The following is a 15,691-nucleotide window of genomic DNA, read 5'->3' as shown; positions in this document are numbered from 1 at the left end:
CCTTGAATAGACTTTTAGTCTATCAACCTTCTAATAATAATGATTTTGGATCTTCAAGCATATCTTTAACAGCAACAAGGAAGCTAACTGCTTCTTTACCATCAACAATACGGTGATCGTAAGATAGTGCAAGGTACATCATCGGACGGTTTTCCATACGCTCGTTATCGATTGCAACTGGGCGTACTTGGATTTTATGCATTCCTAGAATACCTACTTGTGGGCTATTTAGGATTGGTGTCGACATTAGAGAACCGAATACACCACCGTTTGTAATTGTAAATGTACCACCTTGTAGTTCTTTTAATGAAAGTTTGTTATCGCGTGCTTTCATACCTAAATTACGAATTTCGCTTTCGATTTCAGCGAAGTTTAATTGGTTAGCATCGCGTACAACTGGAACAACTAATCCATCTGGAGCAGCTACTGCAATACCGATATCATAGAATTTTTTAATGATAAGCTCGTCGCCTTGAATTTCAGCATTTAATAATGGGAATTGTTTTAATGCTGCAACAACTGCTTTTGTGAAGAATGACATGAAGCCAAGACGTACATCATGTTTTTTCTCGAAAGCGTCTTTACGTTCTTTACGTAATTCCATGATTGCACTCATATCAACTTCGTTAAATGTTGTTAACATTGCAGATGTTTGTTGAACTTCTACAAGACGTTTTGCAATTGTTTGACGGCGGCGGGACATTTTCACACGCTCAACTGGTTTTTCGAATTCAGTTTTTGCAACTGGAGCAGGAGCTGGACTTTTTGGAGCAGCTGGTGCTTCTTTTGGTGCTGCAGCATGAGCTTGTACATCGTGTGGTCTCACACGTCCAAGTGGATCTGTGCTACGTACGTCGTTTAAGTCGATTCCTAATTCACGAGCCATTTTTCTAGCAGCTGGTGATGCGATAGGACGGTTTGTATTTGGTAAACCTTGTAGAGTTGCAGTTTGTTCAGCACTTGGAGCTGCTGCTTTCGGTGCTTCAGCTGTTTCTTGTTTTGGTTGCTCAGCAGGTGCTGCAGGTGTACTTACTGCAACTGGTGCGCCATTCGCATCTAAAATTGCGATAGTTGCGCCAACTTCAACTGTATCCCCAGGTTCGCCTAGTAATTTCGATACAATACCTGAATCTTCTGCAATGATTTCTACATTGACTTTATCAGTTTCAAGCTCAACAACGCTGCCACCTTTCTCAACTTTGTCGCCTACGTTGATAAGCCATTGTGAGATAGTTCCTTCTGTAATAGATTCTGCAAGCTCAGGTACTTTAATTTCGATCATTTTAAATGTCCTCCCCTTATTTGCCTAACGGTGTGTTTTTTCTTCTTTTGTCTTCGGTAATCTCCATTTGTTAGCCTGACCCTGGGCAGATATTCTGCCCAAGGCAAGCTAGAAACCTTCATTCTTACTTTTAGTTGCTGTAAACTTCAATTTCTTGTTTATCTTGACGGAAGTTATACTTCGCATCTAAAGCGTGTGCAACGATTAGTTCTTGCTCAGCTTTGTGGGCGAATGGATCGCCACCAGATGGGCTAGAACGATCAGGGCGTCCAATGTAACCTGTTTTCACTTTATCTCCAGCTAGTTCGAACAGAATTGGAGCCATGTAATGCCATGCACCCATATTACGAGGTTCTTCTTGAACCCAAATGATTTCTTCTAAGTTTTTAAAGCGTTTCATAATAGACTGAACTTTCTCAGCAGGGAATGGGTACAGCTGTTCAATACGAACGACATGAACTTCATCTAAGTTGTATTCATGTTTACCAGACTCAATTTCTGCTGCTAAGTCAATCGCCATTTTACCTGTGCTTAAAACAAGACGTTTTACTTTGCTTGGTTTTGTACCAAGGTTTTCTTGTTCTAAAGCAGGTTGGAAACGTCCTTCACTTAACTGACTAGCAGTTGAAAGCGTAAGTGGGTGACGTAATAAACTCTTCGGCGTCATAAGCACTAATGGTCGAACAGCTTCTGTTCCTAAGATAGATGCTTGACGGCGTAAGATATGGAAGTACTGTGCCGCACTCGTTAAGTTTGCAACAGTCCAGTTGTTCTCAGCAGCTAACTGTAAGAAACGTTCAGGGCGTGCACTAGAATGCTCTGGCCCTTGACCTTCATAACCGTGTGGTAATAGAAGAACTAGACCTGATTTTTGACCCCATTTTGCTCTTCCTGCTGAAACATATTGATCAAATAATGCTTGCGCAGTATTTGAGAAGTCACCATATTGCGCTTCCCACATAACAAGAGTTTCTGGAGCGAATACGTTATAACCATATTCATAACCAACAACTGCAGCTTCAGATAACGGACTGTTATGAACAGAGAATGAAGCATTAATGTTTGGTAAGCGATGTAATGGTGAATATGTTTCATTTGTATCAGTATCGTGTAATACAATATGACGATGCGCGAATGTACCACGCTGTGAATCTTGACCAGTTAAACGAATTGGCGTACCTTCTTGTAAAATAGAAGCGAATGCTAATGACTCAGCAAGTGCCCATTCAATTTTACCGTTCTCTTCAAGAGCATCTTTACGGCGCTCAAGAATTTTCTTCACTTTCGGATATACGTTAAATCCTTCAGGCCAAGATAATAAGCCTGCATTAATTGCACGAAGTGAGTCAATCTCAACACCAGTATCGATTGGCTGAATGCCTTGTGCAACAACATCTGGCACTTTAACGTGAATTGTTGCATCGCTCGTATCAGCTGGTGGTACTTGTGCATAGTCAGATTTTAATTGCTCTTGTATAAACTGTGTAATTGTTTCAACTTCATCTGCATTTAGAACACCATCAGCTTGTAATTGATCTGCATAAATTGCTCTTACAGTAGGGTGGTTTTTAATTTTTTTGTACACTTGTGGTTGCGTAACTGCTGGGTCATCCATTTCGTTATGACCATAGCGGCGGTAACCAATTAAATCGATCAAGAAGTCTTTTTTGAACAACATGCGATATTGAATCGCAAGGTTAGCTGCAGCAAGACAAGCTTCCGGATCATCAGCGTTCACGTGAACAATCGGAATATCAAAACCTTTTGCAAGGTCACTTGAATATTTCGTAGAACGAGAATCATAGCTATCAGTCGTAAAACCAACTGCATTGTTTGCGATAACATGAATTGTTCCGCCCGTTTGGTACGCGTTCAATCTGCTTAAGTTGAGTGTCTCAGACACAATACCTTGACCAGGGAATGCAGCATCACCATGAACTAAAATTACGAATGACTTTGAAGTATCTTGTTCTGGAAGACCAGATTTTTTACGGTTTTCTTGAGCCGCACGTGCGAAACCTTCTACTACAGGATTAACGAACTCAAGATGACTTGGGTTATTTGCTAATGTAACGCGAGTGCTAACTTCTTCATTACTAACGACTTGTTCTCTACCTAAGTGGTATTTTACGTCGCCAGTCCATCCAGAATTTGCTACTGCGCCTTCTATTTTTGCATGTTTGAACTCAGCAAACATGTGACTATATGGTTTTTCTAGTACGTGTGCAAGTACGCTTAGACGACCGCGGTGAGCCATACCAATCATGACATCTTCTACGCCGCCCTTGGCACCTTCTAGAACAATTTCATCTAGAACAGGTACAAGCATATCAACGCCCTCGATAGAGAAACGCTTTTGCCCAACGAATGTTTTATGCAAGAATTGCTCGAAACCTTCAACAGCTGTTAAACGTTTTAAAAGAGCAGTTCGTTTTTTATTTGATAGTGGTTGACGCAATGAATTTGATTCCACCATTTGATGCAACCACGCGCGTTCTTCACTATCTTGTATATGAGAAAATTCATAAGCTAAAGATTTTGTATAAACATCTTTTAATCTATGAATTACATCAAGTGCAGTGTGAATACCTTCTGGTGCATCTTGCCATACTGTTTTTGCTGGAATCGCTTTCAAATCAGTATCGCTCAGTTCGTTCATTGCTTTCTCAAGAAGAGATTGTCCATTTGCAGCATCTTCCATCGGGTTGATGTGAGCCAACGTATGCCCGAAAGAGCGAATCTGCTCAACAAGTTGAACGACTTTAAGAATTTTTTCAATGTTCCCTGTGTTTTGAGGAGAAAAATGTGTTGCTGTGTTGTCCCCTGTTACGACATCATCTTGAAACGAAGGAGCTCCAAAAATTTCAAAAAGCTCTTGTAATTCCGGATCAACAGAACCTGCTCCAGTTACGTAAAGATCATACTGCTCAATAACATAACCAAGGTTCGGACCGTGGAACTTTGCCCAAGGGTTTGTCGTTGAATTCTTCCTCGTCATTTGTTTAAACCTCCCAATGCATATAATCCTTTTCCATACAAAAGGTGCATTTTGCTCTTTTTCAATAATTGATTAACTAATAAATAATGTAATTGTTTTCTTTACTCTTATGTTATTACAATAATTTACATAATACCAAACACTATTACTTATCTGTTTTGTAAAAAAACATTCACAATAACTTATCACCCAAGTTAATCTTTCACGTTATAAAGTAATTTTACAGAAAAATGGGGTGGATATATTTGGTATACCTATACTAACAACTATAATTGTTGCATTTTAATATAGGTATAATGGTTAGAATGTTTTGATAAAATGTGGTTCGAATTATGTATATTGAAATAATAAGCGCTTTCATTGATATTATACAACAATATAACGGAATATAGTATAAAAAATAAAAAATTATGAATTTATCGTAAACTTTATTTAGATAGTGTTAAATATCGAAAGGAAAATGAAGGATTTCTACAAAAAAAGTGGCTAAACATAAAAAATGCTTCATAATCCGTTAGTTTCTATAAATATGCCGAAAAACACCGTAAAACCAATAACACATTTCATGGAATAAAGAGATAAATGAAATGTTTTAAAAGGATAAAACAAATATGGAGATATTAAATTTTTATAAAAGCGGGGAGGAGATATAGTAACGGATATATACATTGTTCCATGATTCATTTCAAAATAGACGTGCTTAAATTGAAAAAGTTTCTTCTATATAAATAGCGTGAAAAGTAATTGGTATAAATGTAAAGGGACCTTGACGTAAAGGTTCCTTTACACTTATACTCGTTATAAGGAAGGAGGGAGAAATTTCCTTGGAAAATAAAATGGTCGAATACCGAAAGAAATTTGGACTATCACAAGAAAAATTGGCTGAGAAACTTGGGGTTTCTAGGCAAACTATCATTTCAATTGAAAAAGGGAAATATGATCCATCACTTCCGTTAGCATTTGAAATAGCGAAAACATTTCAGACAACGATAGAACATGTATTCATTTATGAAGGAAAAGAAGGGGAGGAGTAAAGATGAACTATTCACAAAAGTACTTCGTTATTATGGGAATTATTTTTCTATTTATGAGTGGATTTATGATATTAACAGGTATAATGACGCATTCGGCACCGCCAGCTATAACGTATCCATTACTTGGGATGATGATTATGAGTTTTTGCCTAAGTTACTTGCACCCACAATTTAAAGAAAAAGACGAGCGAATGAAACTCATTCGTTATAAAGGAATGTTCGTGACCTTTTTTGCATTAACAGCATATTATCTTCTTTTCTCTATCGGCTTAAACTTAAAAATACTTACACTATCTGCTACTGAATTATTGAATATACTTATGGCACTTACGATGAGTACAGTTTTTATCTCATTTGTTGTTTTATCGAAAAGATATTAAGATGTAATAGAGAAAGGAAGATTAACATATGCAAATGATGTATGCTTTTGGTATGGGGCTCGTTTTATTTTTAGCTATATTCTTATTTATTCGTAAAGACGTTCAAGGTGGGACGTTAACGAAAAGAGGGTTTTATAAATTAATCGGCTGTTTAGTCGTTATGTTTATAGCGATTATCGTAATGATTGTTTTAATAAATCAGTCATTGTAGAGTTTAAAACCGGAACCTTACTTACGTAAGGTTTTTCTTTTTTAAAAAAACTAAAAATTACCATAAAATCCATTTACTATCTATATCTTATATTATATAATCCAATAAAATGATAGATAAGGAGAATAGTATATGAATAAAAAAGCTATCTTCTTTATACTAGCGATATGTCTACTACTTATAGCTAGTATTACTTATATAATATGTAACAAACGAGAACAAGTACCACCTATATTAGTATGGGATGAACAGGAATACTATGTTACGGATGAACCTGCAAAAGTAGAAGAAGTTGGGCAAAAACTTGGTGAAGTAACAAAGAAAATTGAACTAAGTAAAAAACCTACTCAAAATAGTGAATCCAATACATTACAAGAAAAAACAGAAGTATTTGAAATGATTGTAGAAGAAGAGGATGAAAGGTCGCCCATAATCGTAAAAGAGCCTAATAGTGAAGAATATAGAGTAGCAAGGCTGATGTTAAAGCAAGTATTATAATGAAAAGGCGATTCATATGCAGACAGCAACGTCATATCCATGGTCGTTAAGAAAAATATTTGTCTTTTTCCTTTGCTTTATCCTGCCTCCTATCGGTGCCATTTACATTTTGGTGAATAGAGAGACTTCATTTTATATTTAGTATTTGCTACTTCGAAGATCTTATAAAATACCCTTTTTAGGTTAGAATGGTTTATTTTGCTTTTTAGATAATGAAGCAACTTGGGGGAGAGATTACAATGGTGAGATGATAGAATATGACTATCTTCCCATAGTGGATAACTCTAGCAATATCCTTGCAGCGCGTCTCCGTGAGTATTTATTTTTTAGAAAACAAAAAGCATTACTTAAAGAAATACCCTATACAAAATTTATGGAAGATTTTCTGTCTCCAAAAATAAACTTACTAAAATATTTGATTTATCCCCATATTTCAACAGATCCGTAACTTGAAAGCCTAATGGTTCAGTTTGAGAATGCAATAGACTTAATTCGTCAATTTATACGCAATCGTAACGATTATCTTTGAAACTACTTAATAGACTTAAAATGTTAATTTACGATTTCTACTAATACATTTGTAAAATGAGTCATCTCTCTGGACAAACTCCCTGACAAAATATCTCTTCTTTGAATATTATATTGTGAGTCGGACAATGATTTCGACAATATGATAAAGGAGAGATGTAAATTTGACTGGATTTGTAGATTTACTAGTTGGACTCAATCCTAGTATCAGCAAGAAGGAACGAGATTATTTACATGAGGAAATAGGAGGAGAAGTGAAAAATCAATTCCCTGAAATCAATGTGGACGTAGTAACCGTTCATGAAACAAATGTAGCTCAAGCTATAAAAGACTATCAATCCTCTAAAGTGGTTGTCTTTGTTGAAAAAGACCACATCATTTCGGCTGACTTCAGCCCAAATGATCCATTTTATCGGACTCCAACTCAGACCTCGAATGATGGTTTACAGAATCAATGGGGACTGCGACGTGTAAATCCTGAAAAGGCTTGGGATCGGGCTAGGAATATTCAAGGTAGTGTAACTGTTGCAATTTTAGATTCAGGAATTGATCCAAATCACCCAGATTTAGCAGCAAAAATCGTATCACCAACTAATTTTACCAATAATAACCCAAATGATTTTATTGATCAACATGGACATGGAACTCATGTTGCAGGAATTGCTGCAGGCATCACAAATAATAGAACCGGTATTGCCGGAATGAGCTTTAATACAGCAAATATTATGCCTGTTCGAGTTTTAGATGCAAATAATTTGGGGAGAATAACATGGTTTATTGCTGGGGTTTTATATGCCACAAATAATGGCGCAAATGTCATTAACATGAGTTTAGGTGGAGCATTTTATAGTAATACATTTCAACTTGCCATTAATTTCGCATGGCAACAAGGTATTATCATTGTTGCAGCAGCGGGAAATAGAGGAAATGATCAAGTCCAATACCCAGCCGGTTATAACTTTGTTCTTGCGGTTTCTGCAACAAATCAAGCGAATGATAGAGCTTCCTTTTCAAGCTGGGGTATGAACGTTGGAATAGCTGCACCAGGTACTGCTATTCTTTCAACTACACCAACGTACAATACTGGAAACAATTTATTAAACTACGATGCTCTTGCTGGGACTTCCATGGCAACTCCTTTTGTAAGCGGATTGGCTGCAATGATATTTGCCATTTATCCACAACTCAGTAACCAAGAAGTGATACAAATAATTCAAAGAGCGGCAAATCCTATAGATGCAACCATAAAAGAATGGAATACTTTCTTTGGATATGGTTTGTTGGACGCGTCTAATGCAGCAAAACGGACGTTTGGAAAATCTATTAATAGATTGACAACTGGAAGTAGAACCACTGGTCGAGGGCCCAAAGGCAAGCGCTCCTCTGGAGAAAAATTAAGAACTAGATTAGGCAGCTTTTATGGACAAGTTGTAAATCAATTAGGTATCCCAATAGCAGAGGCTCGAATATCTGCACGAAGACAAGGAAGCGTTGCCTCTGAATACCTCACTAGAACAAACGTCCCAATTGACCTTGGCATACTAGGCACTGATGGAATGTTCCGACTTCAAAATCTTCCACCTGGAACCTATGGTCTTTTTGTCCAACTCCCGGGGCCTGGACAAGTTCCAGTGCAACTCCAAACCGCAACCATTACACCAGGCGCGGATCTTTACGTTCGTTTAGTAGTGTAATATGAACAATAACCTATCCTCATGGACTTTCTTGTTGTTTCTTCACTTCTTTTCCGCATGAACTTAGTTGGAAGTTTACTTCTTCTCGTACCTTTCATACAGGAATGTAACACAGGGGAATTCTAGCATTCAAGTGGTAAAGATTTTGAAAAATAAATCATGGAAATAAAAGAATCCCTTTCCTATACAAACAGACCATGCCATACCTTCGGACAACCAAATACAAAAAAACATTCGAGAAGTAGTGTTTTCAGGTAGCTTAATAGAATTATTGAAAGAGTTACAAAATGAACCAATTAAATTAATTGCAGAAAGGGTAGGAGGTCACACAAAAATAACCACTACATTAGACACTTAAGGCCGTATATTATCTAATATGCAAAGAGATGTCTCAGATGAAGTAGATGATACTTTATCTGAGACATCTGAAGAACGATAATACTTTGCATGCCATAGCAGATTCCAGAGGAACAAGTATGCATGAAGTCAAAAGAAGGCGTATGTATGAAGAGTGAGACCTTTGTGTACACAGATGTACATGCAGCACAATAGAATATCAATCATGATGCTGTGTATATAATTAGGCACTTTTCTGTGCTACCAGGAGATACAGAAAATTTAAATGTGAACTTTATGCGATTATTTTATTACTTTGGAAAACGTAAGGGACTTTGCTTGAGTTATGACGAGATGGCTGAGATACAAGAATACAAACAATCTTATATTTGTCCAAATGATGGTGATGTGTGGGTGGACAATACATGTCGACATAGACAAGATCATCCCTTGGAGTATTATAGAAGTATAGACTTAATGAAATATGCCTTGAAACTATAATTGGTAAGTACTCAATCAGTGGGATGTTCATTGTCCTATCTGCAATCAAAATTATGACGAAAACGTGTTAAATACTGATGTTTTCGGAAGATAAATTTTCCTTTCGTTCTCTTACATATAAAAGAGGTAACTTTGGTAGATCTTCTCTGAATGCACAATTGTAAGAAGTCTGTTCTGATTATAGACAGGCTTCTTATATGTTGTTAGAGTAACATAGTCATTTAATAAGAAAACTGTATATTTCCATACAACTGATAAAATACTCATTCTTTAAAATAAAGGACCGAAATTAAAAAAGAAGATAGCAGAAGAATCTTAGTTATACTATTTTTTATGTTGTAGATATGAAGACTAAAATATACCTATTTTGAATCCACAAAAAAACGAAATGAGTGACCAAAAGAAAATGGTATTGACTAAATCTTGACCAGTAAATAAAAAGTTTACTCTTTAAAAAAGTATATTGATTGGCTACATAAAGCCCCCTTAATAGTCAAGGGGGCTCATATGATCCCGACTGGCCTCGAACCAGCGACCTCCACCCTGTCAAGGTGGCGCTCTCCCTGCTGAGCTACGGGATCTTCAAAATGCTTATGTAATAGCACCTTTAATCATTATGTTAAAGCAATTATATATAATTAACTGAAAATTTACAATATTTTTCGTGTAGTAAGTTTTTAAAGAGGTAGTGTAATAGAAAATAGTTTTTATTTTAGAGGGATATTAGTATGTAAGTTTTTATATTTAATAAGTAGAAGATGTTGGAGTGTTATGATTTCCGATACCAATCCAAAGGCCCCTCATTACTCAAATCAACAAGAAAAGGAAATAAGAAGTGTAGAGGTAAGCTTATAAGTTCTGGCATAGCATTCAATGTTTTCTTTGATATATATTGTCTTCCAAGACAATACGGACAATCTTTTTCAAATGTCATGAGTATCGACCATACATCTTTTACTTTCCACTTCGTTTTACAATACGTACAACGCGCCATGGAGTTCCTCCTCATTTTAAAATTGTTTTCTAATATTTTCCACTTAATTGTACCAAGGTCAAGTGTATTTGGTGTGATAGAATATAAGGTGTTTTGTTTTTGTATATGGATGTATTTAGTAATTTATGACCAAATGAATGTAGTGTGAGGATTATATATTGGTCAATTTTCATTTTTAATATGCAAATTGGCCAATATATCCTTTTTACAATTTACTTAAAATCATGTATAACAGAGATACATGATTATTTCATAAATATTCAGGAGTAGAGGGAGAATAATTGTAATGGTAAGAAAAACGTTCAAGATGCGTGTACCTAGAAATAGAACGATTTCGATTAATGGTTCGATTCTTGATGTGGATGTGACGCATGATGAGTTTTTACAAGAGTTCGTTGAGTGGGTAGATTCTAAAGGTTGGTCGTTTATGGGTATGACGGATGAGATTACAGCCGAGGAAGCTGGGCAAAAGTTAATAGATTCGTTGATTGATGAGAAGGATAAGAAAGAGTAATTCCTTCTTATTTTTTTGTTGTATATTTATGTTCTTAATCGTAAAAGTGTGATATAGTAAAAAATAGTGAATATTCTTCCAGTTTAATACAAATTATATATAGATTGGTAGATCCATTTTTTTGTTATGGGAGTAAATTGAAAAGGGAGAGTCATATGGTTAATTTTAAGAAGATTTCGGCTTTTATTACAGTTATTTGTTTATTTTTTTTGACACCTATGACGTTACATGCTGAGACAAATGTTGGGGTGGATCCAGGACAAGTAGCACCGCCACCCGCGGAAGGACCGAATGTTTTTAGTCAGTTTGCAGCTACGATTGATGCGAAAACAGGGGATGTGTTGTATGACAAAAATGCACATCATCGTGCATTTCCTGCTAGTATGACGAAAGTGCTAACAGCAATTTTACTTATGGAGCATACGAAGCCGGAGGATCAATTTACGTTTTCACAATTAGCGTTAGATCAAGAGAAGAGTAATTATCAAATTGAGTTTCAACCTGGTGAGACGATTAACCGCAATACTGCGCTTATGATTTTAATGGTGTTAAGTGCGAATGATGTGTCGTATGCGATTGCGGAGCGTATTGGCGGGAGTGTTGAGAATTTCGCTAATATGATGAATGAAAAAGCGAAGCAATTAGGGGCTACAGATAGTCATTTTGTAACACCAAATGGATTGCATGATCCAAATCATTATACGACGCCATATGATATGGCTATGATTACGAGAGGTGTGCAGCAGTATCCTGAAATTTTGCAAGCGATGAATATGAAAAGAACAACCGTTACGACATCTAGGCAGACGGTTTCTATTTTTAATAAATCTACTTATTTTGAAAATCCATACAGTATTGGTGGTAAGACGGGTTTTACGAATGAAGCGCGTAATACACTCGTTTTATTAAATGAGAAAGATGGAAATCGTATTATAAATGTAGTAATGGCTTCTCAAAGACCTGAAATTTATGAGGATTTGAAGCAGATGGCGGAATATTCTTTTGGGCAATTTGTGAAGCAAACGGTGCTAGATAAACAGAGTTGGCATCAAAAGACAACGTATTTAAATAAAGATATTGATAGCGAACTTGAAAAAAGTGCAGAGCTTATGCTTAAGAAAGATGAAGGGAAAAATGTGAGAACTACTTTCCGGGCAGCTTCATTAGATAAAGACTCTTTGTATCATAAGGGAATCCATCGTGGTGAGGTAGTTGGTGCAGTTGATATTACGAAAAATAATCAAACAATTGCGACGATAAATGTTCTTTCAAAAGAAGATGTTACTTTTGCGATGCCTAAAAAAGATACAGTTGCGCCTGAAGTAAAGGAATCAAATGTGAAAGTGATAAGTGTTGGGATAGGCGCGATTGTATTAGTGGGAGCCATTTTATATGTAGTGTTGCGTCGGAATAAACAGGGAATAAAATCAGAAGAAAAATAAATTGCTAGTATGGAGACTGTGATGAGATTTTGTCACGGTCTTTTTTGTGTGCATATATTTTTAAAAATTAACTAATAATTGTAAATTTTCTTATTGCATTTCCATATTGTTCGTTATATTATTTACTTGTGTTCTTGTTAGAGAACTAAGATGAATATTGCATACTTTAAATAATATAAAACAACGGAGAGGGAGAGAAACGATGAAATTAATTTGGAAGGTGATTAGCAACGTTATCTCATTTGTTTTATTTGCAGTAATGGTTTGTTTAGCTTTTGTGGTTATTTCGTCAAAGGCGAGTGGCGGGGATCCGACTGTGATGGGATATCAATTTAAAACAGTGTTATCAGGATCGATGGAACCGACGTTTTTAACAGGATCAATCATTGCGATAGAGCCAACGAAAGATGGTTCTAAATATCAAAAAGGTGATGTTATTACCTTTAAAGAGAAAGATGACAAAATTGTCACTCACCGTATTATCGGTGTGAAAGATACAAATGGCAAAGTAATGTATGAAACAAAAGGGGATAACAACAACGGACCAGATTTAGCACCAGTACTTGCGGAGAATGTAATCGGAAAGTATGCAGATATTACAGTTCCGTATGTAGGTTATTTACTAAATTATGCGAATTCAAAAGCGGGAGCAGCATTACTTCTTATTATTCCAGGAGTCTTTTTACTTGGTTATTCCGCATTTTCTATTTTTGGCGCTATTCGTAGCATCGACGGAGAAAAGAAAGATAAAAAAGTAGAACAATCCGTCTAGTTATCTTGGTTATGATTTCCTACTAGGAAATTAACAAATATATATTATGGGGGATTTGGACATGACTTTAAAGAAAAAATTAGGAATGGGTATCGCATCAGCAGTACTAGGAGCAGCATTAGTTGGCGGAGGAACATTTGCATTCTTTAGCGATAAAGAAGTGTCAAATAATACATTTGCTGCTGGGACACTTGATTTAGCATTAAATCCAACAACAGTAGTTGATGTATCAAGTTTAAAACCTGGCGATACAATTAAAAGAGATTTTAAACTAGAGAATAAAGGTTCTTTAGACATTAAAAAAGTTCTATTGAAAACAGATTACAAGGTAGAAGATGTGAAGAATGATAATAAAGATGATTTTGGTAAACATATTAAAGTAATATTCTTAAAAAATGTAGACAAGCATGAAACAGTTGTAAAAGAAACAACATTAGATAAATTGAAGAGTGACACAGTTACAGCGGTTGACAATGATTTAGGTGCTTGGTTCTGGGATGAAAAAGGTATTTCTGCAGGTAAATCTGATAAATTTACGGTGAAATTCGAGTTTGTTGATAATGGTAAAGATCAAAATGAATTCCAAGGTGATAAATTACAATTAAATTGGACGTTTGACGCACAACAAACAGCAGGTGAAGAAAGATAATAATAAAAAAGGGCTATCACATGGATAGCCCTTTTTCTATTTTTCTAGTATATGGCTATCATTTTGTATCGTTCTTTATTATAATAAAGATAACGTTCTATATAAAGAACACGTTGTTCGATGGGAGAGATTAAGATGCTGAAAAGACCACGTAATTTTAAAAAGATGCTTATATTGCCATGTATGTGCTCTATTACGTTTTATTTAGGATCTCAAATTATGACGCATACAGAAGCGGCGTTTATTCATGAAACGAAAGTACAGGCTACCATTTCTACAGCAAGTATTTTTCCAAAAACAGTCGATCAGTTAACAGAACAAGCTAAGCAACATAAGGAAGTAATTTTACATGAGTATGAAAATATGAAATCGAAATTAACCTTCACTTCCACTCAAGAGTTAGAACAGACGCTAGTTACGTGGAAGCAAGGACGTGAGAAAATTGCTGTTGAGAGGGAACTATTACAAAAAGTATATGAATCAATAGAAAATCCTTATAATAAAGCGCAAGAAGAGTTAAAAGGGAATAAAAGTGAATCGACTAAGCAAGTATTCTCATATGTGAATACTGGTTTTCTCATAATTAAAGAGAATTGTGAGTTTGTTGATAAAGAGGTTAGTTTGCAGGAAATTGATAAACAAATTCAAGTTTTTGAGAAATTATTAGTAGATGAAACCGCAAAAAAAGTGAACGAGGAACAAAAGAAACAAGAAGAAGCGAAAAAGCTAGAAGAGAGTAAGAAAGCAAGAAGAAGCGAAAAAGCTAGAAGAGAGTAAGAAACAAGAAAATCAGAAAAAATAGGAATAGCAAGTCAAATACAGCAACATTTCGGAACGGATAGAGATTATAAAGCAGATGGGTGAGAGAGCATTGTTACTCGCCTATTTGTTATGTCCTTCTTATTTTACTATTCGGATAAGAGGTAGTCTGGTGGCTATTAATTAGTAGGAGATGGACCAAAACATTAAAAAAGTTTTTCTATATTTCTCAATATTTTTCTGAAAAATCAAAATATTTTTGAGAAATCAAAAATGATTGAAAATACTAATAAATATTTGTTGTATTTATATAGGTTTGTTCGCTATAATGAACATGAGGTTTTCAAAAAAGAACAAATATTAGCTTAGCTAATATAGTTTTAGTTACATCTCTTATTTTGAAATAAGAGATAAAAATACAAAAAACAGCTAGGGGGAATTGATTGTGAGTCTAAAGAAAAAGTTAGGTATGGGAGTTGCATCAGCGGCACTGGGGTTATCTTTAATTGGTGGAGGAACATTTGCATTCTTTAGCGATAAAGAAGTATCGAAGAATACATTTGCAGCGGGGACATTAGATCTTACATTAAATCCTAAAACGCTTGTAGATATTAAAGATTTAAAACCAGGGGATACTGTTAAGAAAGAGTTCTTATTACAGAACAATGGAACGTTAGATATTAAAGAGGTTAAACTAGCGACAAAGTATGATATAAAGGATGCTAAAGGTGATAACGCCGGAGAAGATTTTGCTAAGCATATTAATGTGAAATTCATTTGGAATTGGGATAAAGGAAGTGGGCCTGTATATGAAACAACATTAGCAGACTTACAAAAAACAGATCCAGATGTAGTAGCGAAAGAAGTCTTTGCTCCTGAGTGGGCAGAAGAGGGTGGTTTAGCAGCTGGTAGTGAAGATTACTTATGGGTGGAATTTGAATTCGTAGATAATAAAGATGATCAAAATAAATTCCAAGGTGATTCATTAGACTTAGAATGGACATTTAATGCAATGCAACAAGATGGCGAAGAAAGATAATAAATCAAAAAGCGGGTATCCCCCGCTTTTTTTTATAAAGAAAAAAGGAGTGCTATATGC

At 35.5% G+C, this 15,691-nt stretch carries 13 protein-coding genes, 1 tRNA gene and 1 pseudogene; 11 read left to right on the top strand and 4 right to left on the bottom strand.

All coding sequences use genetic code 11. From position 1 onward, the window contains the following. Nucleotides 1–22: 22 nt before the first annotated feature. Together odhB and odhA are read right to left on the bottom strand one after the other, a co-directional pair. A complete protein-coding gene (odhB, locus tag COC96_RS09790; protein ID WP_088231385.1) occupies nucleotides 23–1,282 on the bottom strand; it encodes a 2-oxoglutarate dehydrogenase complex dihydrolipoyllysine-residue succinyltransferase in 1,260 nt (419 codons plus the stop codon). A 130-nt stretch (nucleotides 1,283–1,412) separates the two neighbouring features. After that, entirely contained in the window at nucleotides 1,413–4,280 is a 2,868-nt protein-coding gene (gene odhA, locus COC96_RS09785) for a 2-oxoglutarate dehydrogenase E1 component (RefSeq protein WP_098269084.1), read from the bottom strand. Between the two features lie 824 nt (nucleotides 4,281–5,104). Between odhA and COC96_RS09780 the strand changes: the two genes are divergently transcribed. The 5 genes from COC96_RS09780 to COC96_RS09750 all read left to right on the top strand — a co-directional run bounded on the left by COC96_RS09780 (nucleotide 5,105) and on the right by COC96_RS09750 (nucleotide 8,625). Then, nucleotides 5,105–5,314 (top strand): helix-turn-helix transcriptional regulator, encoded by a 210-nt coding sequence (locus COC96_RS09780; protein ID WP_000428510.1) that lies wholly within the window; start codon nucleotides 5,105–5,107, stop codon nucleotides 5,312–5,314. 2 nt (nucleotides 5,315–5,316) lie between these two features. Beyond that, nucleotides 5,317–5,694, top strand: a complete 378-nt coding sequence (locus COC96_RS09775; RefSeq protein WP_001109902.1) for a hypothetical protein — start codon at nucleotides 5,317–5,319, stop codon at nucleotides 5,692–5,694. 28 nt (nucleotides 5,695–5,722) lie between these two features. Beyond that, entirely contained in the window at nucleotides 5,723–5,905 is a 183-nt protein-coding gene (locus COC96_RS09770) for a DUF3976 domain-containing protein (RefSeq protein WP_097903896.1), read from the top strand. Nucleotides 5,906–6,037: 132 nt separating this feature from the next. Further along, complete coding sequence (locus COC96_RS09765; RefSeq protein ID WP_098269085.1) at nucleotides 6,038–6,403, top strand: hypothetical protein; 366 nt, start codon at nucleotides 6,038–6,040, stop codon at nucleotides 6,401–6,403. Between the two features lie 692 nt (nucleotides 6,404–7,095). Beyond that, nucleotides 7,096–8,625, top strand: a complete 1,530-nt coding sequence (locus COC96_RS09750) for a S8 family serine peptidase (RefSeq protein ID WP_098768695.1) — start codon at nucleotides 7,096–7,098, stop codon at nucleotides 8,623–8,625. A gap of 1,345 nt (nucleotides 8,626–9,970) precedes the next feature. Here COC96_RS09750 and COC96_RS09740 read toward each other — a convergent pair. Beyond that, nucleotides 9,971–10,043, bottom strand: a tRNA-Val gene (locus COC96_RS09740). Nucleotides 10,044–10,231: 188 nt separating this feature from the next. Beyond that, entirely contained in the window at nucleotides 10,232–10,456 is a 225-nt protein-coding gene (locus tag COC96_RS09735; RefSeq protein ID WP_098269091.1) for a hypothetical protein, read from the bottom strand. A 286-nt stretch (nucleotides 10,457–10,742) separates the two neighbouring features. On the opposite strand from COC96_RS09735, the gene COC96_RS09730 reads away from it, so the two are divergent. From COC96_RS09730 to calY, 6 genes and pseudogenes are all read left to right on the top strand, one after another. Beyond that, entirely contained in the window at nucleotides 10,743–10,970 is a 228-nt protein-coding gene (locus tag COC96_RS09730; RefSeq protein WP_098768693.1) for a hypothetical protein, read from the top strand. Nucleotides 10,971–11,125: 155 nt separating this feature from the next. Continuing rightward, the gene (locus COC96_RS09725) at nucleotides 11,126–12,412 is read left to right on the top strand and encodes a D-alanyl-D-alanine carboxypeptidase family protein (RefSeq protein WP_098269092.1); all 1,287 of its coding nucleotides are present in this window, start codon (nucleotides 11,126–11,128) and stop codon (nucleotides 12,410–12,412) included. A gap of 202 nt (nucleotides 12,413–12,614) precedes the next feature. Further along, the gene (gene sipW, locus COC96_RS09720; RefSeq protein ID WP_098269093.1) at nucleotides 12,615–13,184 is read left to right on the top strand and encodes a signal peptidase I SipW; all 570 of its coding nucleotides are present in this window, start codon (nucleotides 12,615–12,617) and stop codon (nucleotides 13,182–13,184) included. Between the two features lie 61 nt (nucleotides 13,185–13,245). Continuing rightward, nucleotides 13,246–13,833: a CalY family protein gene (locus COC96_RS09715; RefSeq protein WP_098269094.1), complete on the top strand. Its 588-nt coding sequence runs from the start codon at nucleotides 13,246–13,248 to the stop codon at nucleotides 13,831–13,833. Nucleotides 13,834–13,968: 135 nt separating this feature from the next. After that, nucleotides 13,969–14,635: pseudogene (locus COC96_RS09710) on the top strand (DUF4047 domain-containing protein). A 402-nt stretch (nucleotides 14,636–15,037) separates the two neighbouring features. Beyond that, entirely contained in the window at nucleotides 15,038–15,631 is a 594-nt protein-coding gene (gene calY / locus COC96_RS09705; protein WP_141535945.1) for a biofilm matrix protein CalY, read from the top strand. The last annotated feature ends 60 nt before the right edge of the window (nucleotides 15,632–15,691 follow it).

The organism is Bacillus cereus (assembly GCF_002577405.1).
Classification (GTDB): Bacteria; Bacillota; Bacilli; order Bacillales; family Bacillaceae_G; genus Bacillus_A; species Bacillus_A cereus_AU.
The sequence above is the reverse complement of the archived record's forward strand: the minus strand, read 5'-3'. Positions and strand labels throughout refer to the sequence as shown.